This window comes from Neoalteromonas arenosi (assembly GCF_030362855.1).
GTDB lineage: Bacteria > Pseudomonadota > Gammaproteobacteria > Enterobacterales > Alteromonadaceae > Alteromonas_E > Alteromonas_E arenosi.
Window position 1 is genome coordinate 298,657 of sequence record NZ_JAUCBP010000007.1, and the last position, 19,764, is coordinate 318,420.

Below are 19,764 nucleotides of genomic sequence, written 5' to 3' on the forward strand. Positions count from 1 at the left end.
TACAGAGCAGCACTTCTTCACAGCTGATGATAGTTGGTTAAACATTTATACAATTGCGTTCCGCTGAGCACTGAAGCCGATGGGAAATGCAGCACTGGGATCAAATCGCAGGGTGCGGTGATCAGCTCTACTGCACGTTCGTTATCGAGTTCGTCAACATTCAAGACTTTTGCTAGGCACTCACCATGATTGACCGGAACGCCGGGTTTCGCACAATACTCAACAATGCCACCAGTCTGAGTAAACAGCGTGCGGTAGTCTTTAAGTTTAGAGGCATATCGCAGCATAGGTGCGGGGCCTATGCTTGCGTCTACCAACACATCACGGCCATTTAAATAACTTAAAATACCTTCTGCGTCTTCCTCGCCCTCGGCAAAATTAACAACTTCTTGTGACCCCATTTCAACGGTGAATGCCTCAATGTTGAAGTTAAAATCGCGCTGATATTTTTTGGTTAAATTCTCTGACAGTGTCCACCATGGACAAAAGGTTGCCTCGTCGAGCGCGCCCGCAAACAGATTAGGAATAAAAATTACGTGTGGAATATTAAACAGCTTTGCGGCATCAGCAGCGTATTCAGGAACGTAAATATGGCGACTAGACACTGGCCCATTATGCAAATCTAATACGATATCAGCATTCATCGCTAATGTTTGCAACTTGAGGTTAAGTTGATTGGCAAGCCCGAGTCCCCAGTCAGCGTTTAAGCGCTGGTGTAAGCCTTGTTGTAGTACTTGTCGAAAGCGCTGCTTAATGGATTCGACCGACTCTTCTGGTCCAACGGTACGGGCAAATTTCAATACGGCGTCGCGATCATAGTAATAGCCGCGATTCCAATTCGTTCCATTCACAGGATCAAAACGGCCAAGCGTATATTCACCCGCTTTGATATTGGTACCCACCGGATTACAGTTAGGCACCAAGGTAATCTCACCGCGGATAGGAATGCGCTTTAACCATTGAATGAGGTGATAAATAACCACGTTGCCCTGAACTTCGGCCCCATGGATGGAACTTTGAATATAGACTTTCGGACCCTGTTGTTGACCGCGAAAGCGATAGATGGGGACTTGCATGTTGCGCCCAGATGCGTTTTGGGCGACGACCAGGTATTCCTTCGAAAAGCTATTACTCACAAAATTTCTCTTAGTGATGCTAGTGATGCATAGTCTACTTGGCTTTGGTTAAAGCGTCACCTTTACTCAATCTTTACACTCCAGTGACAGAACTTTACGTGCGTACCAGTAGACTCAATGACATAAATTCGATGCAAATATCTAAGCATTTGCTCGCGGAAGAATTAAATAAGGTTGTACGCACAAATGAAAAAATTTATACAGACAGTTATTTTTATCGTTCCATTTGCTGGTGTGGTCGCTTGTGGTGGGGGCAACAGTGATTCTGAGTCCGTAGTTGTTGAAACGCTTGCACCTGAACCGGTTCAGCCCGATCCTGTGCAGCCTGCTCCTGGGTCGACCAGCACAATCGATTTACCTGACGTACCATACGATTACGAAACGCTTGATTTGCCCGCGCACTATACCATGGACGTACCTGGACAACGATTGCCAACATCGGTCAATGGACTCGACAATACTCCCGCGAACAACCCGGTTACCAATGATGGTGCGACGCTCGGACGCGTGCTCTTTTACGATAAAAGTCTTAGCGCGAATGGCGAGGTAGCTTGTGCATCGTGTCATATCCAAGCCTTGGGCTTTTCAGATGATGCAACCCTAAGTGTTGGCTTTGAGGGAGGGCAAACTGCGAGACATTCAATGACGTTAATCAATGCGCGCTATTACCAACGCGGTCGCTTTTTTTGGGATGAGAGAGCGACTACCCTAGAGGAGCAAGTACTGCAGCCATTTCAAGATCCCGTAGAGATGGGAATGAGTTTGGATGAGGTTGTTGCTGCGGTTGCGGCACGTGACTTTTACCCCGAACTTTTTACTAATGCATTTGGCAGTAGTGAAGTAACCTCCGAGCGAATAGCATTGGCTCTCGCTCAGTTTGTCCGCAGTATCGTGAGCTATTCCAGTCGTTATGATGAGGGCCGGGCGATGGCCAATGCGCCAGGTGACGACTTTTTTAATTTTACTGCACAAGAAAACCTCGGTAAAAACTTGTTCTTGCAAAATATACCCAATGGCGGGGCAGGCTGTTTTGGTTGTCACACCACTGAAGCCTTTGTCAGTGCAAATCCAGGACCAATGAACAACGGCCTCGATTTGGCGACGACTGACGAGGGAGCTGGTGCAGTGTTTAATAACCCGATATTTGAGGGGCGCTTTAAAACATCGAGTCTACGCAGTATTGAACTAACTGCTCCTTATATGCACGATGGTCGTTTCGCGACTTTGGAAGAAGTGGTCGAGCACTATAATAGTGGGGTTCAAGCACACCCAACACTCTCACCGGCTCTGACTGATCAAAACGGTGACCCTATCCGGTTAAACCTCACCGATGAGCAAAAAGCCGCACTCGTCGCATTTCTAAAAACGCTCACTGATGAGAGTATTAGTCGTGAGGTTAAATGGAGCGACCCGTTCATATAAACTTAATGTCATTAACATCGCAAGATCTGTTTAATTCACCCAACTCACCTTGAGCTTGTGTGCCGATTGCGATACAACGGGGCAAAGCGTTGTGAAGGAGAGACTAAGTGGCCGCAAAGGCATTAAATGTTGCAGTGTTAACTGTCAGTGATACCCGCGACGAGGATACCGATACTTCGGGCATGTTCTTACAAACAGCTGTACAAGATGCTGGACACGTATTATTGGCCAAAACCATCGTAAAAGATGACGTTTACCAAATGCGTGCTGTTGTATCAGAATGGATAGCTAAACCCGATATTCACGTTATTCTAGTAACTGGAGGAACAGGGTTTACTGACCGCGACTCCACGCCTGAAGCACTTACGGTGTTATTTGATAAACAAGTAGAAGGGTTTGGCGAATTGTTTCGTTATCTTTCATTTCAAGAAATAGGTACCTCAACCGTGCAATCACGTGCGTTCGCCGGCTTAGCTAACCATACCGCTATTTTTTGCATGCCAGGCTCTACAGGGGCTTGTCGCACCGCTTGGAATGGGATTATCAAAGAGCAGCTCAATAGCGAACACCGGCCTTGCAACTTTGTTGGCCATTTAACAAGTCACCTTTCTGACAATGCTGGGAAATAAGCATGGCGTTTTCACATTTGGATAGCCAAGGCAATGCCAATATGGTTGATGTTTCAGCCAAGCAGGATACACAACGCACTGCCATTGCTGAGGGTTTCGTTTACATGCAGCCAGAAACCCTCGCGCAAGTGCAACAGCAATCATTAGCCAAAGGCGATGTGCTTAGTGTTGCGCGTATCGCAGGTATTCAGGCAGCGAAGAAGTGTTCCGATTTGATCCCACTTTGTCATCCGTTAGCTTTAACCAAAGTCGGTGTTGATTTTGAGATCCAAGCAGAACAAAACCGCATCCGCATTGAGGCCATGTGCCGCTTAACCGGCAAGACGGGTGTTGAAATGGAAGCGTTAACTGCAGTTAGCGTTGCTGCGCTTACCGTTTTTGATATGTGCAAAGCGCTAGAGCCGGCAATGCGTATTGACGGAATTCGCGTGCTCGATAAACAAGGTGGCAAGCACGGTCATTGGCAGGCACAACAAGCATGATAACAGTAAAATTTTTCGCCCAATTCCGCGAGCTGCTGGGCACTGAGTCACTTGAGCTTGCCATTGGTGATGGAACGACAATAGCTGATCTGCGAACGCTTTTGGCTAGCGAAATTAGTGAGTTCGACAGTGTGGTTCGTCCCAACGAGTTCTTGTGTGCATTGAATCACACGCTCACAGATCAACATGCGGTACTTAGCGATGGTGATGAAGTCGCGTTTTTACCACCGGTTACTGGCGGTTAACGTGGACCGAATTAGTGTTCAAACCGAAGACTTTGACGTAGCTGAGTGCTATTCCGTGTTGCGCGAAGCCGAAGGGGATGGTGCGATTGTTACATTCACCGGTATCGTTCGAGAGCTTGCTCAAGAAGCGCGCCTTGCTGGTATTGAATTAGAACACTATCCACAAATGACCCACTTAGCCTTGGAGAAACTCGTTGCCGATGCGCGATCGCGTTTCACCTTAGGTGCAGTGACTATAATCCACCGGGTAGGCAAATTAGCCGCCCACGAACAAATAGTCTTTGTAGGTGTTACCAGTCGTCATCGACAAGCCGCTTTTGATGCCTGCCAATTTTTAATGGACATTTTAAAGCGCGACGTGCCCCTGTGGAAAAAAGAGTGGCACGAAGACGGTTCTGGGCAATGGGTAGCGGCAAAAGACAGCGATAAGAAGGCAGCTGCTAAGTGGTAAATGTGAAAGTTATAGTTGCTCGACGCATGCGAATGTTAGTCGTTTTGCTTTCCGCTATTTTGGTGCTACTGCATACCGCCCCTGCGGCAGCTAATGCGAGAGATAAGCTGCGAGTTGCTGTCGCGTCTAACTTTGCGCCAATGGCTCGTAAGCTTGCGAATCAATTTGAGCAGCAAAACGATATTGAGCTAAGTATCGTCGCAAGTTCTTCAGGTACTGCATTTGCGCAAATCGTGCAAGGTGCGCCCTATGATCTCTTTTTATCGGCTGATGCTTTTCGTCCTGAGCAATTGGAACAATTAGGTCATATTATTCAGGGTTCTCGTGCAACATATGCACGTGGGCTTTTAGCGCTGTGGGCACCTAATCAGCAGTTGCCATCTGTTAATGTAGATGCTCTAGCTGAATGGTTAATATCACAACCTAGATTGGCGATAGCTAATCCCTACACAGCGCCCTACGGAACTGCTGCAACACGTGTGTTGGCAACTTTGGGAATAGAGCATCAAGTCAAACCGACCACAGTTACAGGCAACAACGTATTTCAGGCCTTTCAATTTGTGCATACCGGCAATGCGGCGGTGGGATTTGTAGGGTATCACCTAGTGCAAGATGAAGCCGATGTATTGATTTTACCGACTGCGCTCTATTCACCCATTGAGCAGCAGCTAGTTGTGTTAAAGCGCAGTAAGCATGTTACCGAAGCTATGGCATTTCGCACATATTTATTAAGTCCAAATGTGCAACAGCAAATTACCCATGCAGGTTTCGCTCAAGGGGACAGTTAGTGGACTATGAGGCTATCTTTTTAACCCTAAAGCTGGCGCTGTTTACCAGTGTTATTTTGCTTGCGTTTGCTACACCACTTGCTTGGTGGTTAGCGCGTTGGCGTCACCCACTGCGGCCCTTAGTAAATGCAGTGATTGCTTTGCCATTGGTTTTACCGCCAACGGTTTTGGGGTTCTATCTGCTGGTCGCTTTTTCACCTAATCACTGGTTTGGTGCTACATGGTTAAGTACCACAGGCAGCACGCTTGCTTTTAGTTTTACGGGCATTCTTATAGGTTCGCTGATTTATTCCTTACCTTTTGCGGTACAGCCGCTCTACAACGCTTTTGAACACTTAGACAAACGATACTTAGATGTGGCTAAGACCTTCAACCTTAGCCGCTGGTTAACGTTTTGGCGTGTGATTTTTCCACTTACGCGTTCGGCGTTTATGACTGCGGTGGGCTTGAGTTTTGCTCATACATTAGGTGAGTTTGGTGTGGTATTGATGATCGGAGGCAATATACCTGGAGAAACGCGCGTTGTTTCTATTGCACTTTTTGACCACGTCGAGTCACTGAATTATTCAGCCGCACACCAATTGGCGTTTGTATTGTTGGTGTTTTCTTTCGTGATGCTGGCGATTTTGTATCGTCTTAATCGCAAGCAGTTAAGCTCATGGACTTAACCTTTACGCTCGAAAAAGATCGCAAACAGCTATTGGCGGTCGATTGTAGAATCCCCGCTGGGGTTGGTTGCATTGCAATCTACGGGCCGTCAGGGGCGGGTAAAAGTACATTACTGCGATGTCTTGCTGGACTTGAAGAGGACATGCGTGGTGCTCCTATACTGTGGGATAAACACGAGTTTTGCGGTGACCGCGTAGGTATAGTGTTTCAAGATGGTGTGCTGTTTCCACATCTAACCGTACGCGGTAACTTGTCTTTCGCTTTGCAGCATACGCCAGTGATTGGCCTGTCTCATCCACTTGCAGAGCATTCGATGTCATCATTGGTGAATATTTTCGAAATTGAATCACTGCTTGAGCTACCCGTAACAAAGCTATCGGGTGGCGAGGCACAACGCGTAGCGATTGTTAGAGCTCTGTTGAATAAACCCGATATATTGCTGTTGGATGAAGCGTTTTCTGCGCTGGATAAGCGATTAAAACGCAAGCTTATTCAATTTATTTCAGGGTTGATTAGCAAAGGCTTACGGGTCGTGGTTGTATCGCATGCATTGCGCGAACTAGCAATTTTAAGTGACTACTTTATTCATCTTGAGCATGGCAACGTCGTCAATAGCGGCAGTGCCGAAATGATGTTGCCGAGATTGCAGTTGGATGCAGATACCCTCAGTAGTGAGAGCTTAGGTGAACCTGTTTTCAGCCTGTTAGCAGTTGAGCCTGCACTCGGTTTATCAACCGAGCATGGCACTGATCCGATTAAGGAATTTATGCTTGGCGAAGTACGACTCTATGCATCCAGTTATTTTACAATTCATGATGAAATGAAAATCCGCGTAGATGCTAACCATATTGTGATAAGTAATAATGCCCCAGGTGATTCCAGTATGCTTAACCAGTTACCGGTATTCATAGAGCAAATTGAAAAGCGCACAGACGGTCGTTGTTTGTTGCACATGTTCACTCGCACTGAAGCTGCGCCACAACGTCTTTATGCAATTGTTTCTAGCTTATCAATCGAGAAGTTAAACCTTGAGGCTGGTCGGCATGTATACGCCAGTTTTAAAGCACACTAGAGCAATAAAAGGAGATACAAAGCATGGAGTTTGAGCAGTTAAAAGCCTATTTGTTAGCAAAGCCAGAAACAACACTTGGCTACCCATTTGGCGAAGATACCCACGTATTTAAAGTAAATAACAAGATGTTTGCGCTTTTTGGTCGTCACAATGACTTGCCAATGCTAAACCTTAAATGTGATCCATTGGAAGCGGCAGCGCTGTGCGATGTGCATAAGTCGGTCACGCCGGGTTACCACATGGATAAGCGACATTGGATCTCAGTTTATTTTGATGGCAGCGTTCCACAGTCTGAGGTGGAGCGATTAATCGATAATTCGTTTAGTCTCGTCGTAGCTAAAATGCCCAAGCGCGACCAAGCGCGCTTGTTAGCGGATTAACGATTGATTAAGAGTCATTGCTGAGTAAAAACAGCAGGGGAATATGCAGTCGGTTTTGCCATGCCGTTTCGCTGTGATCGGCACCAGGGTCGAAGTGTGTTTGCTAATTGGTCTGCTCATAACCGCGCGCAGTCATGATCTTGTCAACTTGAGCCTGAAGCGGTGGATAAATCGCATCTAAGGTCTGGTCGCCGTAATCGAAGTAGATTCTGTGTTCACCTGGTGCTGGAAAATCGTTTTTTAAGTAGTGCATAAACTCCGCGGTAATAGGATTTTCCTGAGACGTGGAGCCTCCCACCCAATGCGTTGATACACAAGCTGCGGCGCCAAAAACGTTTGGATATTCAGCCAGCGCATACATCGAGATCAATCCGCCCATACTTGACCCCATGATAAATGTATTGTGCTTGTCAGTGTGCACCGAATAGTGAGTATCGATATACGGTTTTAACTCTTCAACGATAAAGCGCAAATATTTATCGGACTCGATAATAGTACTGTAATCAGCGATGGGTTCGTTTGTCAGTGGCGTAAACAGTTTGACTTTCTGTTCTGCTGACAATCGCATGTAAGGCTTTTGTGGCAGATATTCTAAATAACGACGTTGGTCACCACCATTATCGATACCAACAACAATGAAGGGCCTAGTTTGTTGTTCGGCTTGGAGCTTGCCTGCCACTTCGTCTACACGCCATTCTTGGTTATTCCAGGTCGTTGTAGCGTCAAAAAGCATTTGCCCATCGTGCATGTAAATGACGCTGTATTTTGTTTCGCTGTTGTAGTTGTCGGGTCGCCATACTTGGATCCTGCGGCTGGGAATAAATGCCGACTCGAATGATCCAATAGTATCCAGCTGACCGCTACTGACTTGGTTTAACGGTCTGTCGATGTCGGCATGACTGAGTAGGGAGAACAGCATTGTAACCAATGCAAAAAAAGGGAGCCCGCGACGCATAAATTGTCCATAACTATTGTGATGTTCTGGATCTAGCCTAGCAGATCTATGCGCGTTTTAAATGACTCGTGAAAAGCGCTGATGATTTTTACTCAAGCCCATATAGGCATCAAACAGCATCGCAATGGTACGCACCAGCAGTCGCGCGTGAGGAACAACATAAATATTATCTTGGTCGACAGTAACCAGTTGGTCATCAATAAAAGGCTGCAGGGCAATGAGCTCATCGGCAAAGTACTCGTCAAAGGCAATTTCATAGTCGCGCTCTAATTGGCGTTTATCAATGTGTAAATTACACATAAGTGCCATGATTGCGGCGCGACGAATGGCGTCGTCATTGTTAATGCCTACACCTTTCTGCACGGTGGTTATGTGCTGATCTATACGCGAGTAATATTCATTCAAAGTTTTTACGTTTTGAAGGTACCAGTCACCAATGAAACTGATTGATGAAACGCCCAGACCCAGCATGTCGAGATCTTTATGGGTGGTATATCCTTGAAAATTACGGTGCAATTTTCCTTGTTGTTGGGCTATAGCTAAGTCGTCTTCAGGCTTGGCAAAATGGTCCATGCCAATCATCGTGTAGCCACTGTCGCACAAGCGTTCAATTGCGGTGCGCATCAAGCTAAATTTTTGCTTGGGACTGGGCAACCAGGCATCTTTTATTTTTCGTTGTGCGGCAAATCGAGCCGGTAAGTGCGCATAGCTAAACAGTGAAATGCGTTCCGGATCCATTGTGATTACTGCATCGATAGTCGCATTAAAGCTGTCGGTAGTTTGATGGGGCAAACCATAAATAAGATCCAAGTTGACTGAAGTGAAACCAATGGTTTTGGCATGGGCGACTAAAGCCTCGACGTGCTCAGTCGATTGCACACGGTTAATGGCTTGTTGTACATCTTCATTGATATCCTGAACACCAATACTTAAGCGGGTGAAGCCGATATCTCGCAAATTCGAGAGGTAATGAATATCGATTCTACGTGGGTCAACTTCGATGCTGATTTCGCAGTCGTCAGCTATGGTATACGCTTCGCGCAACAGCTCTATCAATAGCGTCATTTGCCGTTCGGATAAGAAACTCGGTGTACCGCCACCCAAGTGTAATTGCTTCACCACATGATGACGAAATGAGTGTTGATTAAGCGCTATTTCTTTTTCCAAGTACTCTAAATAGCGATCGGCTTTCTCCGGATGGCGGGTGACGACTTTATTACAGCCACAGTAGTAGCAAAGGCTGTGGCAGAAAGGAATGTGTACGTATAGGGAAAGACCTTCGCCTGCACTGGTTAGCGCCGCGTGATGCAATGGTGCGTCTGGCAATTCCTCATGAAATTCCAAAGCAGTAGGGTACGACGTATAACGAGGTCCCGACGTATTGTATTTATTAAGCAGATCAGTATCGAATAATTGGGTCATTGCAAATTGGAATAGTGGACTCTGCAGCGCAGTGTACGCGGGTATTGATATTGGTTTATTGATCTCAACCAATAAAGTGATACATCAAAAGTATTCGTATTGATAATGTAAACCTATTAGTAGAATCAATTACACTTATAGTTCACTTATTTTTAACATCTCACTATTGCAAACTTATTTGAGTACTTATGGCTGAGATACTTTTGGTGAGACATGGTCAGGCTTCGTTTGGTAAAGCGGATTACGACAAACTGAGTGATTTGGGCATTCAGCAGTCACAATGGCTCGGCGAGTTTTGGCGTTCAATTGATTTTTCATTTGATGCGATCTGGCGTGGAGACATGTTACGCCATCGCGAAACCGCTGATGGTATCTTGCACGGCTTATCAATAGGTGGTGAAGCGTCAGTCAAAAGTTTGCCAAGTGCCGAGGTCTATTCAGGCCTGAATGAGTTTGATTTTCAAGCGGTCGCCGATGCGTACGTCGCCATTGATCCGGCGTCACAACCTGCACCGGGGGCAAAGCCTGCCGAGTTTTACCGCTTATTGCGCAAATCCATGCTCGCTTGGTCGCAGGGTAAACTCGATGAAGACCGATTGCCGGAGTCTTGGCAAGGGTTTCGCTCGCGGGTAATGGACGTTCTCGATGCTGCGATCGCTAGCCCGCATAAGCGCATTGTTATGGCCACTTCGGGTGGTGCTATTGCCATGATGGTCAGTCAAATTTTAGGCGCAGATGCCGCTACCATGGTCAATTTAAACCTTCAGATCCGCAATACCAGCGTGTCGCAACTATTCGCCAATGCCCACAGCGTGCATTTACATCATTTCAACGCGGTGCCGCACTTAGAGCACCCCGACAAACGTAGCGCGATGAGCTACAGTTAAGCAGATATCACAAGGACACCCAATGAACTTTGATTATTCAGAAAAAACACAGGCGTTAATGGCTCAACTTGAGGCATTTATGCAAGAGCATGTATATCCGATTGAACAAGATTACATCCACGCAGTGGAAACCAACGCCAACCGTTGGCAAACACCTGCGATGATGGAAGAGCTTAAAGCCAAAGCGAGAGCGGCTGGGCTTTGGAACTTGTTTTTACCTGAAGAATACAAACCTTATGGCGCGGGCTTAACTAATCTGGAATATGCGCCACTATGCGAGATTATGGGGCGCGTACCGTGGAGTGCGGAGATTTTTAACTGTAGCGCGCCAGATACTGGCAATATGGAAGTACTGGCGAAGTACGGCAATGATGCTCAGCAAGAACAGTGGTTAAAGCCATTACTAAACGGTGAAATCCGTTCGGCTTTTGCTATGACTGAGCCAGCCGTTGCATCGTCTGATGCCACTAATATCGAAACTGCAATTGTGCGCGAAGGCGATGAATACGTGATCAATGGTCGCAAGTGGTATACCTCAGGGGCCATGAACGAAAATTGTAAGATCATGGTCGTAATGGGAAAAACTGATCCATCCGCTGCACGCCATCAACAACAAAGCCAGATCCTAGTGCCAATGAATACACCGGGCGTAACCGTAGTTCGTCCAATGGCAGCTATGGGGCATTACGATGAGCCAGTGGGCCATGCCGAGGTACTGTTTGAAAATGTGCGTGTGCCAGCAAGCAATTTATTAGTGGGTGAGGGTAAAGGTTTTGAAATTGCCCAAGGTCGCTTAGGGCCCGGCCGAATTCACCACTGTATGCGTCTTATCGGTGTTGCTCAGCGCGCGCTAGATGAAGCTTGCGTGCGCGTTGAAAAGCGTGTTGCCTTCGGTCAGCCATTGAGCAAACAGCAATCCGTAAGAGAAAGCATCGCACAAATGCATTGTGATATAGAACAGGCGCGATTGTTGACACTAAAAGCCGCAGATAAGATGGATAAATACGGCAATAAAGTCGCTCGTGACATCATTGCTGCAATAAAAATCGTGGCACCGAAAATGGCCTGTAAAGTCATCGACGAGGCGATCCAAATGCACGGTGCCATGGGTACAAGCCAAGATACAACATTGGCCGCAGCCTATGCTTATGCGCGAACGGTGCGCTTAGCTGATGGCCCTGATCAAGTCCATATGATGCAGTTAGGCCGTAACTTAATCGCTGAAACTGCCGCGAAAATGGTGAAATAAACTATGAGTCAATCATCTGAGTTGGTGCGGCTCGATGCGCTGAATCGCTATTTGCAGGAGCAGGGTGTCGATATTGGCCATGTGCAACGAGCAGATAAATTTAGCGGCGGGCAATCCAACCCGACGTTTAAAATTGCAACAGACAAAGGACAATACGTGCTGCGCCGTCAACCACCAGGGAAGTTGCTCAAGTCTGCCCACGCGGTTGACCGTGAGTTTCGGGTGATTGCCGCGTTACAAGACACCGATGTGCCTGTGCCTCAGGCAATACATCTGTGCACAGATACCGACGTATTGGGCGCCATGTTTTACATCATGGAATTCAAAGACGGTCGAATCTTTTGGCAAAGTGCATTACCCGAAATCACTGATGTAGTAGTTCGCACACAAATGTATGACGAAATGAATCGAGTACTGGCAAGTTTGCACAACGTTGATGTGGAAGCTGCCGGGTTGGAAGACTACGGACGTCCCGGGAATTACTTTGAGCGTCAACTGCAACGCTGGACTAAACAATACAGAGCAGCCGAAACCGAGCATATAGAAGATATTGAAGTATTAATGGATTGGCTGACCGTAAACCTACCAGAAGATGACGGACAGGTCTCTTTAGTTCACGGCGATTTCCGTCTTGACAATATGATGTTTGCCCCTGATGAACCAAGGGTTATTGCGGTATTAGATTGGGAGCTTTCGACTCTAGGGCACCCCTTTGCTGATTTAGCATATCAGTGCATGCAGCTGCGCTTACCCCATGATCTTGGCCATGCACCAGGGTTAGGTGGTTTGGATAGACAAGCGCTGGGCATTCCAAGTGAAGAAGAATACATCGCCAAGTATTGTGAGCGCCGCGGTATCGAACCTATCGATAATTGGCCGTTCTATTTGGCATTTAGCTTCTTCAGATTAGCGGCCATTGTACAAGGAGTGGTTAAGCGCGCCAAGATGGGGAACGCTTCGAATGCCAAGGCCGCAGCACTTGAATCGATGATGCGCCCTTTAGCTGCACACGCAGCAGCACTGATTAAAGATTAAGAGTAAAACTATGAAAGCAATTGTATGTAATGAGTTTGGTCCCGTTGATGATTTGGAATACAAAGAGTTATCTGCGTTAGAGCCGGGTAAAGGTCAGGTCGTTGTTGATATTGCAGCAGCCGGGGTTAATTTCCCTGATGGTTTATTGGTGCAAGGGTTATATCAAATGAAACCTGAGCGACCTTTTATTCCTGGTAACGAAGTAGCAGGGACAATTTCCGCTATCGGTGAAGGTGTAGAGGGATGGCACGTAGGTCAACGGGTAATTGCACTTTGCATGTTAGGTGGCTATGCCGAACAAGTTGTGGTGCCGCAAACCCACATATTACCGTTACCTGAGCAAATTCCATTTGAAGAAGCAGCAGCATTGGTAACTGCCCACGCGACGGCACATCACGCCTTAAAACAGCGCGCCAATATCCAACCGGGCGAGACGCTAGTAGTCACAGGTGCAGCTGGTGGTACAGGCTTGGCTGCGGTCCAGATTGGTAAGGAATTGGGCGCTACAGTTATCGCTGTTTGTTCTACGGCTGAGAAGCTCGCAACCGCTAAAGAGAACGGTGCGGATATTCTGATTAACTACACCGAAGAAAACCTTAAAGATGCAATAAAACAAGCGACCAACGGCAAGGGCGCAGATGTTGTTTACGAGTGTGTGGGTGGTGATACCTTCCATGCCTGTAGTCGCAGTATGGCTTGGAACGGTAGATTGCTAGTCATTGGTTTCGCCGGTGGTGAAATCCCAGAATTTCCAGTCAACCTATCCTTAGTCAAAGGATACTCAGTAGTGGGAGTGTTCTGGGGCTCATTTACTCAGCACCAACCGAAAGACTTTGCCGCGAATATGCAAGAGTTATTGACTTGGTATGTACAGGGTAAAGTGAAAGTCGTGGTCGATGAATGTTTGCCGCTGTCAAAGGCTAAACAAGCGCTTGAAAAAGTCATGGGCCGAGAAGTGCGCGGTAAAATGGTGCTTAAGCCTGATTAGTATTTGGTATTAGAAAGGCAAAAGGCTCCCAACAGGGAGCCTTTTTAGTTGCGAGTAAACAACTCGCGTACCATGTTGAAACATGGTGGTAGCCGAGGCTACCGAATTAGTTGCTTAGATGCGCTCAGCGACTACAGCGGCTACTGGATTGTCAGCAAGACCTTGCTCAGCGATCCACGCTTGTAGTGTTTTACCATCCTGCTCTGGCTCCGCTAAATCCTTTTTTGGCATTTTCTTAACCAGTAGAGTCCCGGCTTCTACAGCATTGTTAAGCAATGCAGTGCGAATAAGGCTGTTACCGCCACAGCTCACACCTGAGTAGTAATCTTGAAGCTTAAGGTTGTAGTCAGACTGAACCTTTTTCATTTTCTTACGCAATTGGCCTTTGTCGTCAGCTTTAACGATAGAGCAAATGTTTTGTAGGGCTTCGTTAACGTCTGCTTGCGCAGTACCTGTGAACATTAAAGAAGCAGCGGCGATAGCGATAGAAGTTTTAACTACTTTCAACATGGTTAATTCCTCGGTTAATAATTAGTTGATGCGTTTGAACGGTTTTAATTAAAGCCCAAGGCGAAAAAGAAAAAAATCTGTGGGTCGATACATAGGTATTTTAAATAATACCTATTGAGAGGCGTTAGCTTAAGAAGAAAATAGGGTGCACCGAATTTCAGTGCACCGCAGTGTGCTTATCGGCTTACCAGGCTGACACACCGCCATCAACGGCAATGGTTTGGCCGTTCATGTAGGTGTTGCCGGGTGATAGCATCATTAACATTACGTTGACCATTTCTTGTGGATCGCCCAAGCGTTTCATCGGGCTGCCCATTGCCATTCGCGCTCGGTCTTTTTCGGAGTTAAACCCATCAACATTAAGGATATTCGTTGGGCTAAAAAATGGACATATGGCGTTACAACGCACATTTAATCGACCATATTCAATTGCTGCGGTGCGTGTTAGGCCTGCAACTGCATGTTTAGCTGCTACGTAGGCACCGCCTTTGGGCGCACCGCCAATACCCGCCATAGAACTTACATTGAGTATATGGCCTTTACCATTCGCCAGCATGGCTTGGATCTGATATTTCATACCATACATTACGCCTTTGACATTAATATCAATTTGACGATCCAGAATCGCTTCAGTGAGTTCATGTATGGCAGCCGGATCATGCGCCACACCGGCATTGTTAACGGCACTGTCTAATTTGCCAAAAGTGTCGACGGCCGTCTTAACCATGGTCGCGCACTCAGCTTCAGAAGACACGTCATTTTTCATAGATGTAACGCGCTGAGCGGGGACATTGAGTTGTTTAACCGTTTCAGCCAAGCCTGCCTCGTCAATATCGCCCAAGACTAAATTGGCGCCACGGCTGGCTAGTCCAATTGCAAGTAAACGACCGAAACCGCTCGCGGCGCCTGTGATTAACACGGTGTGATCAGTAAAATCGAGTAACGGATCCATAGTTTTGCTACCTTGTTATTTAATCGGGTTTTGTGTGAGGAAATTTAAAATAATATTGGCAAATACTTCGCCTTGATCTTCTTGAACAAAGTGGCCACCTTGTTCAATGGTTGTATGCGCTTGGCCCTCACATCCCGGTATGAGTTTGCGCATAATTTTATCGCCTCCAGCCGTCACCGGGTCGGAATCACTAAAGGCGCATAAGAACGGTCTATTAAAACCTTGTAAGCCTTGCCACGCTTTGCGATTGGCATCACTGGCAGGATCATCTGGACTTACCGGCACTAAGGTGGGGAATTGTCGTGCACCTGCTTTGTACGATTCATCGGGGTAGGGCGCATCGTAGGCTGCATAAATTTCAGGTGTTAGCGGGGTTACCGTAGCACCTTTTATAATTCCGGCCGCAGGAAATACGTCGACCTCTTGAGAAAAAGCCTTCCATTTAAAGAACGCTTCTCCAGGAGGGTGATCGCCGGTCGGTAACATGGTATTAGACGCAACAACACGGGCAAATCGCTCAGGTTGCTCACCGACTAAACGCAGGCCTAATAAGCCTCCCCAATCCTGACAAACTAAAGTGATATCAGTTAGTTGTAGCTGATCAAGCAATTGAGTAACCCAATCAAGATGGCGTTGATAGGTATAATCAGATCGTTCAGTGGGTTTATCTGAGCGCCCAAAGCCAATTAGGTCAGGCACGATCACGCGATATCCCGCCGCAGTCAGTGGCGTAATCATTTTGCGATACAAATAGGCCCAGCTAGGTTCACCGTGTTGCATCCAGATTACTTCACCATCACGCGGGCCTTCATCGATGAAATGCATGCGTAATTGGCCGCCTTCAAAGTCGTCCACTTCGATGTAATGAGGCGTAAAATCGTACCCAGGTAAGTTACTAAAACGTTCGTCTGGAGTCCGCAGTGCTTGCATAGTTTGTTACTCACTTTTTGGCGTTCATACATTGCCATTAAACAAATAAGCTCAAGAGGGTCAATGAATTTAAATCAGACTAAAAGTACGGAAATATCCCTAGCCCGCATCGGTAAACGAATTGTTAATAGTATTGATTTAATTTATTCAGAAATATAAAACCAATAAACTTCACTGATTGGTGGACAGGTCATACCATGCTCTTCAATTAATGCATAAGTAGAAGAGTTTCGTTTATGAGCCAATCAGCTGTTGCCTATTCCGTTCAACAATCAGTCGCGTCGTTAATAATGCACAATCCACCGGTTAATGCGCTGGGTAAAGCCGTTCGAGTGGGGCTTGTCGAGGGAATTGAAAAAGCCCTAGCCGATGATGCGGTAAAAGTAATTGTGATCACATCAGATATTGGATTCTTTAGCGGCGGTGCTGATATATCGGAATTTTCTACGGGCGATTTCGAGCCAAACTTATCTACTGTGGTATTACACGCCATTGAACAATCGACTAAGCCTGTTGTGGCGGTATTGCCGGGGCCAGCGTTTGGTGGTGGTCTAGAGTTGGCATTGGCGTGTCACTATCGCATCACGCACAAGGCTAACAAGGTTGGGTTACCAGAAGTCAATCTGGGCATTCTTCCAGGCGCCGGCGGTACACAGCGTCTTCCTCGTTTGGTTCCGGTACAACAAGCGTTAGACATGGTTGTGTCTGGTCGTCCGCAATCAGTTACTAAGCTGCCAAGTGTTTTTGCAGAAATTGTCGATTCAGTAGAGCAACTTCCCGCTGCAACCCAAACCTTCATCGAGAACTTGGATTTAACCGCGGATATTCCACGTACATGCGACATCACCGTTGATTCAGCGAGCTTTGATCCTGCATTGTTTGAGCAATATGCCGAAGGTATTAAGAAACAAGCACGCGGTTTCTTTGCGCCATTTAACTGTATCAAAGCCGTACAAGCAGCTACTGAGCTACCATTCCCGGAAGGCCTACAACGTGAAGGTGAATTGTTCTTAGAATGCATGCAAACATCACAAGCACGTGCTCAGCAACATTTCTTTTTTGCCGAACGTGCCGCCGGGCATGTGCAAGACTACGACAAATCAACGCCTGTCCGCGACATCAAGAAAGTCGCTGTTATCGGTGCCGGTACCATGGGTGGCGGTATTGCAATGAACTTTGCTAATGCTGGCATTCCGGTAACTATGCTCGAACTTCAACCGGAAGCCTTGGAGAAAGGCTTAAGTGTCATCCGAGGCAACTACGAGCGCACTGCCAAAAAAGGTAAGTTGACAGCAGAAGATGTTGAAAAGCGCATGTCATTACTGACGGGTACAACCAGCTATGCGGATTTGGCCGATGTTGATTTAGTTATCGAAGCCGTATTCGAGAAGATGGAAGTCAAGCAAGCGGTGTTTAAATCGCTCGACGAAGTTTGTAAACCCGGTGCAATTTTAGCGACAAATACTTCAACACTCGACATTAATGAAATTGCTGCGGCAACAAGTCGTCCGCAAGACGTTATTGGCTTGCACTTCTTCTCACCTGCAAACGTGATGAAGCTGCTTGAAATTGTTAAAGCAGAGCACACAGCACCTGAAGTTATCAAGACTTGCATGCAAATGGCCAAAATCATTCGAAAAGTCGCCGTATTAGTGGGTGTGTGTTTCGGTTTTGTGGGTAACCGTATGATCGAAGCCTATGGGCGTGAAGCAAACCGATTGATGCTAGAAGGCGCAACACCAGAGCAGGTTGACAAAGTCATTTATAAGTTCGGTTTACCTATGGGGCCATTTACCATGGGTGATATGGCGGGCTTGGATATTGGCTATTTTGTGCGTCAGTCACGTAAAGCCTTTATCGAACACGATCCAAGTTATTGTGTGGTAGCCGATAAATTGGTTGAAGATGGTCGTGTGGGGCTGAAAGCAGGTAAGGGCGTTTATCTTTATGAGCCTGGCAATCGTCAACCCATTCCAGACGAGAGCGTGCTTGAAATAGCGAAGCAAGAAGCTGCGCGTCTTGGTATCGAACAACGCAAAATTAGCGACCAAGAAATCCTTGAGCGCTGCATCTATCCATTGATTAACGAAGGCGCTCTGATCCTCGAAGAGGGCATTGCTGCCAAAGCCAGCGATATTGACGTTATCTACGTGTATGGCTATGGCTTCCCAGTGTATCGCGGTGGCCCAATGAAGTTCGCTGACGAGATTGGTTTAGATAAAGTTCTCACAGCAATGAATAAATATCGCGAGCAATTAGGCGACTACGGTGAAGCGTGGTTTAAGCCTGCCCCCTTGTTAGAAAAGCTCGCTCAGCAAGGTAAAACTTTTAACTAATACATTTCAAGGCTTGAATCGAGCCTTACTAGGAGGACACATGCGTCAGGCAGTTATCGTATCAACCGCACGAAGCCCAATCGGGCGTGCGTATAAAGGCGCTTTAAACAACCTTGAAGCACCGTCACTAGGCGGGCATTCGATTGCCGCTGCAGTAAAGCGTGCAGGTCTTGAAGGGCAGGAAGTCGATGACGTGATTATGGGTTCAGCCTTAACCCAAGGTTCAGGCTCGATGAACATTGGTCGCTTAGCCGGATTAGCTGGCGGTTTGCCGGTTACGGTTTCCGGCATGACGCTTGATCGCCAATGTAGCTCTGGCATGTACGCCATTGCCACTGCTGCACAAAGCATTATGACAGGCAATACCGACATTATGGTTGCCGGTGGTTTGGATTCAATTTCATTGGTGCAAAACAAGCACATGAATACCTTCCGAATGACCGATCCTGCATTAATCGCGAAGCACAAAGATATCTATATGCCGATGCTGCAAACCGCCGAAGTTGTAGCGAAGCGCTATAACGTGAGTCGCGACGCGCAAGATGAGTATGGTTATCAAAGCCAGATGCGCACCGCAGCAGCACAAGCGGCAGGCAAATTTAATGATGAAATTGTACCGATCACCGCTAACAAGGCGATTGTTGATAAAGAGACGGGCGATGTAAGTTTTGCCGAGGTGACGCTTGCAAAAGATGAAGGCAATCGCGCCGAAACCACGCTTGAAGGTTTACAAGGGCTGAATGCGGTTATCGAAGGCGGCTGTATTACAGCAGGTAACGCCAGTCAGTTGTCAGACGGTTCAAGTGCGAGCGTTCTGATGAGCGATGTTGAAGCGGAGAAACGCGGTCTAGACCCGCTTGGCGCCTTTAAAGGTATTGCGGTTGCGGGTTGTGAGCCGGATGAAATGGGTATTGGTCCGGTCTTCGCAGTGCCTAAATTACTTAAGCAGCACGGGTTAACGATGGATGACATCGGTCTGTGGGAGCTGAATGAAGCCTTCGCGGTTCAGGTTTTATATTGCCGTGACAAGCTGGGTATTCCTGATGAGTTGCTCAACGTAAACGGCGGGGCAATCTCTATTGGACACCCCTATGGCATGAGTGGTGCCAGAATGGTGGGGCATGCCTTAATTGAAGGAAAACGACGTGGTGCAAAATATGTAGTGTGTACCATGTGTATCGGTGGCGGCATGGGCGCCGCTGGTTTATTTGAAGTGTTATAAAACG

General features: G+C 47.0%; 21 protein-coding genes. 15 read left to right on the plus strand and 6 right to left on the minus strand.

Annotated features, from left to right (window positions below; all coding sequences use genetic code 11):
* Positions 1–17: 17 nt before the first annotated feature.
* Complete coding sequence (locus tag QTP81_RS07745; RefSeq protein ID WP_289364782.1) at positions 18–1,136, minus strand: M14 family metallopeptidase; 1,119 nt, start codon at positions 1,134–1,136, stop codon at positions 18–20.
* Positions 1,137–1,322: 186 nt separating this feature from the next.
* On the opposite strand from QTP81_RS07745, the gene QTP81_RS07750 reads away from it, so the two are divergent.
* From QTP81_RS07750 to QTP81_RS07790, 9 genes are all read left to right on the plus strand, one after another.
* The gene (locus QTP81_RS07750) at positions 1,323–2,558 is read left to right on the plus strand and encodes a cytochrome-c peroxidase (protein ID WP_289364783.1); all 1,236 of its coding nucleotides are present in this window, start codon (positions 1,323–1,325) and stop codon (positions 2,556–2,558) included.
* Positions 2,559–2,665: 107 nt separating this feature from the next.
* On the plus strand, positions 2,666–3,187 hold the full coding sequence (moaB, locus tag QTP81_RS07755) for a molybdenum cofactor biosynthesis protein B (protein WP_289364784.1): 522 nt from the start codon (positions 2,666–2,668) through the stop codon (positions 3,185–3,187).
* A 2-nt stretch (positions 3,188–3,189) separates the two neighbouring features.
* On the plus strand, positions 3,190–3,669 hold the full coding sequence (gene moaC / locus QTP81_RS07760; RefSeq protein WP_289364785.1) for a cyclic pyranopterin monophosphate synthase MoaC: 480 nt from the start codon (positions 3,190–3,192) through the stop codon (positions 3,667–3,669).
* Positions 3,666–3,914, plus strand: coding sequence for a molybdopterin converting factor subunit 1 (moaD, locus tag QTP81_RS07765; protein ID WP_289364786.1), 249 nt, complete (start codon positions 3,666–3,668; stop codon positions 3,912–3,914). The genes moaC and moaD overlap by 4 nt, the downstream gene beginning before the upstream one ends.
* Before the next feature lies 1 nt (position 3,915).
* Positions 3,916–4,365: a molybdenum cofactor biosynthesis protein MoaE gene (locus QTP81_RS07770; RefSeq protein WP_353059720.1), complete on the plus strand. Its 450-nt coding sequence runs from the start codon at positions 3,916–3,918 to the stop codon at positions 4,363–4,365.
* Positions 4,366–4,367: 2 nt separating this feature from the next.
* Positions 4,368–5,153: a molybdate ABC transporter substrate-binding protein gene (modA, locus tag QTP81_RS07775; RefSeq protein WP_289364788.1), complete on the plus strand. Its 786-nt coding sequence runs from the start codon at positions 4,368–4,370 to the stop codon at positions 5,151–5,153.
* Complete coding sequence (gene modB / locus QTP81_RS07780) at positions 5,153–5,821, plus strand: molybdate ABC transporter permease subunit (protein WP_289364789.1); 669 nt, start codon at positions 5,153–5,155, stop codon at positions 5,819–5,821. Before modA ends, modB begins: the two co-directional genes overlap by 1 nt.
* Positions 5,812–6,894 carry an ATP-binding cassette domain-containing protein gene (locus tag QTP81_RS07785; RefSeq protein ID WP_289364790.1) on the plus strand — a complete coding sequence of 361 codons (1,083 nt, stop codon included), beginning with the start codon at positions 5,812–5,814 and terminating at the stop codon, positions 6,892–6,894. Before modB ends, QTP81_RS07785 begins: the two co-directional genes overlap by 10 nt.
* Positions 6,895–6,917: 23 nt before the next feature.
* On the plus strand, positions 6,918–7,274 hold the full coding sequence (locus QTP81_RS07790; protein WP_289364791.1) for an MmcQ/YjbR family DNA-binding protein: 357 nt from the start codon (positions 6,918–6,920) through the stop codon (positions 7,272–7,274).
* 103 nt (positions 7,275–7,377) lie between these two features.
* On the opposite strand, the gene QTP81_RS07795 is transcribed toward QTP81_RS07790, so the two are convergent.
* Together QTP81_RS07795 and hemN are read right to left on the minus strand one after the other, a co-directional pair.
* Positions 7,378–8,229: an alpha/beta hydrolase gene (locus tag QTP81_RS07795; RefSeq protein WP_289364792.1), complete on the minus strand. Its 852-nt coding sequence runs from the start codon at positions 8,227–8,229 to the stop codon at positions 7,378–7,380.
* Between the two features lie 57 nt (positions 8,230–8,286).
* Positions 8,287–9,627: an oxygen-independent coproporphyrinogen III oxidase gene (hemN, locus tag QTP81_RS07800; RefSeq protein WP_289365612.1), complete on the minus strand. Its 1,341-nt coding sequence runs from the start codon at positions 9,625–9,627 to the stop codon at positions 8,287–8,289.
* A gap of 212 nt (positions 9,628–9,839) precedes the next feature.
* On the opposite strand from hemN, the gene QTP81_RS07805 reads away from it, so the two are divergent.
* Genes QTP81_RS07805 through QTP81_RS07820 form a run of 4 tightly spaced genes read left to right on the plus strand, consistent with a single transcriptional unit; the run spans position 9,840 to position 13,810 of the window.
* Positions 9,840–10,538 (plus strand): histidine phosphatase family protein, encoded by a 699-nt coding sequence (locus QTP81_RS07805; RefSeq protein ID WP_289364793.1) that lies wholly within the window; start codon positions 9,840–9,842, stop codon positions 10,536–10,538.
* Positions 10,539–10,560: 22 nt separating this feature from the next.
* Complete coding sequence (locus tag QTP81_RS07810; protein ID WP_289364794.1) at positions 10,561–11,787, plus strand: acyl-CoA dehydrogenase family protein; 1,227 nt, start codon at positions 10,561–10,563, stop codon at positions 11,785–11,787.
* A 3-nt stretch (positions 11,788–11,790) separates the two neighbouring features.
* Complete coding sequence (locus tag QTP81_RS07815; RefSeq protein WP_289364795.1) at positions 11,791–12,822, plus strand: phosphotransferase family protein; 1,032 nt, start codon at positions 11,791–11,793, stop codon at positions 12,820–12,822.
* A 10-nt stretch (positions 12,823–12,832) separates the two neighbouring features.
* A complete protein-coding gene (locus tag QTP81_RS07820) occupies positions 12,833–13,810 on the plus strand; it encodes an NADPH:quinone oxidoreductase family protein (RefSeq protein ID WP_289364796.1) in 978 nt (325 codons plus the stop codon).
* Between the two features lie 114 nt (positions 13,811–13,924).
* On the opposite strand, the gene QTP81_RS07825 is transcribed toward QTP81_RS07820, so the two are convergent.
* From QTP81_RS07825 to QTP81_RS07835, 3 genes are all read right to left on the minus strand, one after another.
* On the minus strand, positions 13,925–14,320 hold the full coding sequence (locus tag QTP81_RS07825) for a DUF3718 domain-containing protein (protein WP_289364797.1): 396 nt from the start codon (positions 14,318–14,320) through the stop codon (positions 13,925–13,927).
* Between the two features lie 184 nt (positions 14,321–14,504).
* A complete protein-coding gene (locus QTP81_RS07830) occupies positions 14,505–15,272 on the minus strand; it encodes an SDR family NAD(P)-dependent oxidoreductase (protein ID WP_289364798.1) in 768 nt (255 codons plus the stop codon).
* 15 nt (positions 15,273–15,287) lie between these two features.
* Positions 15,288–16,202 (minus strand): haloalkane dehalogenase, encoded by a 915-nt coding sequence (locus QTP81_RS07835; RefSeq protein WP_289364799.1) that lies wholly within the window; start codon positions 16,200–16,202, stop codon positions 15,288–15,290.
* 236 nt (positions 16,203–16,438) lie between these two features.
* Here QTP81_RS07835 and QTP81_RS07840 point away from each other — a divergent pair, with 236 nt between their 5' ends.
* Together QTP81_RS07840 and QTP81_RS07845 are read left to right on the plus strand one after the other, a co-directional pair.
* Positions 16,439–18,538, plus strand: a complete 2,100-nt coding sequence (locus QTP81_RS07840) for a 3-hydroxyacyl-CoA dehydrogenase NAD-binding domain-containing protein (RefSeq protein ID WP_289364800.1) — start codon at positions 16,439–16,441, stop codon at positions 18,536–18,538.
* A gap of 40 nt (positions 18,539–18,578) precedes the next feature.
* Positions 18,579–19,760: an acetyl-CoA C-acyltransferase gene (locus tag QTP81_RS07845; RefSeq protein WP_289364801.1), complete on the plus strand. Its 1,182-nt coding sequence runs from the start codon at positions 18,579–18,581 to the stop codon at positions 19,758–19,760.
* The last annotated feature ends 4 nt before the right edge of the window (positions 19,761–19,764 follow it).

Coding starts and splice junctions, on each gene's coding strand:
- QTP81_RS07750 (WP_289364783.1), top strand. CDS start 1,323: ATGAAAAAATTTATACAGACAGTTATTTTTATCGTTCCATTTGCTGGT.
- moaC (WP_289364785.1), top strand. CDS start 3,190: ATGGCGTTTTCACATTTGGATAGCCAAGGCAATGCCAATATGGTTGAT.
- moaD (WP_289364786.1), top strand. CDS start 3,666: ATGATAACAGTAAAATTTTTCGCCCAATTCCGCGAGCTGCTGGGCACT.
- QTP81_RS07785 (WP_289364790.1), top strand. CDS start 5,812: ATGGACTTAACCTTTACGCTCGAAAAAGATCGCAAACAGCTATTGGCG.
- QTP81_RS07790 (WP_289364791.1), top strand. CDS start 6,918: ATGGAGTTTGAGCAGTTAAAAGCCTATTTGTTAGCAAAGCCAGAAACA.
- QTP81_RS07795 (WP_289364792.1), bottom strand. CDS start 8,229: ATGCGTCGCGGGCTCCCTTTTTTTGCATTGGTTACAATGCTGTTCTCC.
- QTP81_RS07805 (WP_289364793.1), top strand. CDS start 9,840: ATGGCTGAGATACTTTTGGTGAGACATGGTCAGGCTTCGTTTGGTAAA.
- QTP81_RS07810 (WP_289364794.1), top strand. CDS start 10,561: ATGAACTTTGATTATTCAGAAAAAACACAGGCGTTAATGGCTCAACTT.
- QTP81_RS07815 (WP_289364795.1), top strand. CDS start 11,791: ATGAGTCAATCATCTGAGTTGGTGCGGCTCGATGCGCTGAATCGCTAT.
- QTP81_RS07820 (WP_289364796.1), top strand. CDS start 12,833: ATGAAAGCAATTGTATGTAATGAGTTTGGTCCCGTTGATGATTTGGAA.
- QTP81_RS07825 (WP_289364797.1), bottom strand. CDS start 14,320: ATGTTGAAAGTAGTTAAAACTTCTATCGCTATCGCCGCTGCTTCTTTA.
- QTP81_RS07830 (WP_289364798.1), bottom strand. CDS start 15,272: ATGGATCCGTTACTCGATTTTACTGATCACACCGTGTTAATCACAGGC.
- QTP81_RS07835 (WP_289364799.1), bottom strand. CDS start 16,202: ATGCAAGCACTGCGGACTCCAGACGAACGTTTTAGTAACTTACCTGGG.
- QTP81_RS07840 (WP_289364800.1), top strand. CDS start 16,439: ATGAGCCAATCAGCTGTTGCCTATTCCGTTCAACAATCAGTCGCGTCG.
- QTP81_RS07845 (WP_289364801.1), top strand. CDS start 18,579: ATGCGTCAGGCAGTTATCGTATCAACCGCACGAAGCCCAATCGGGCGT.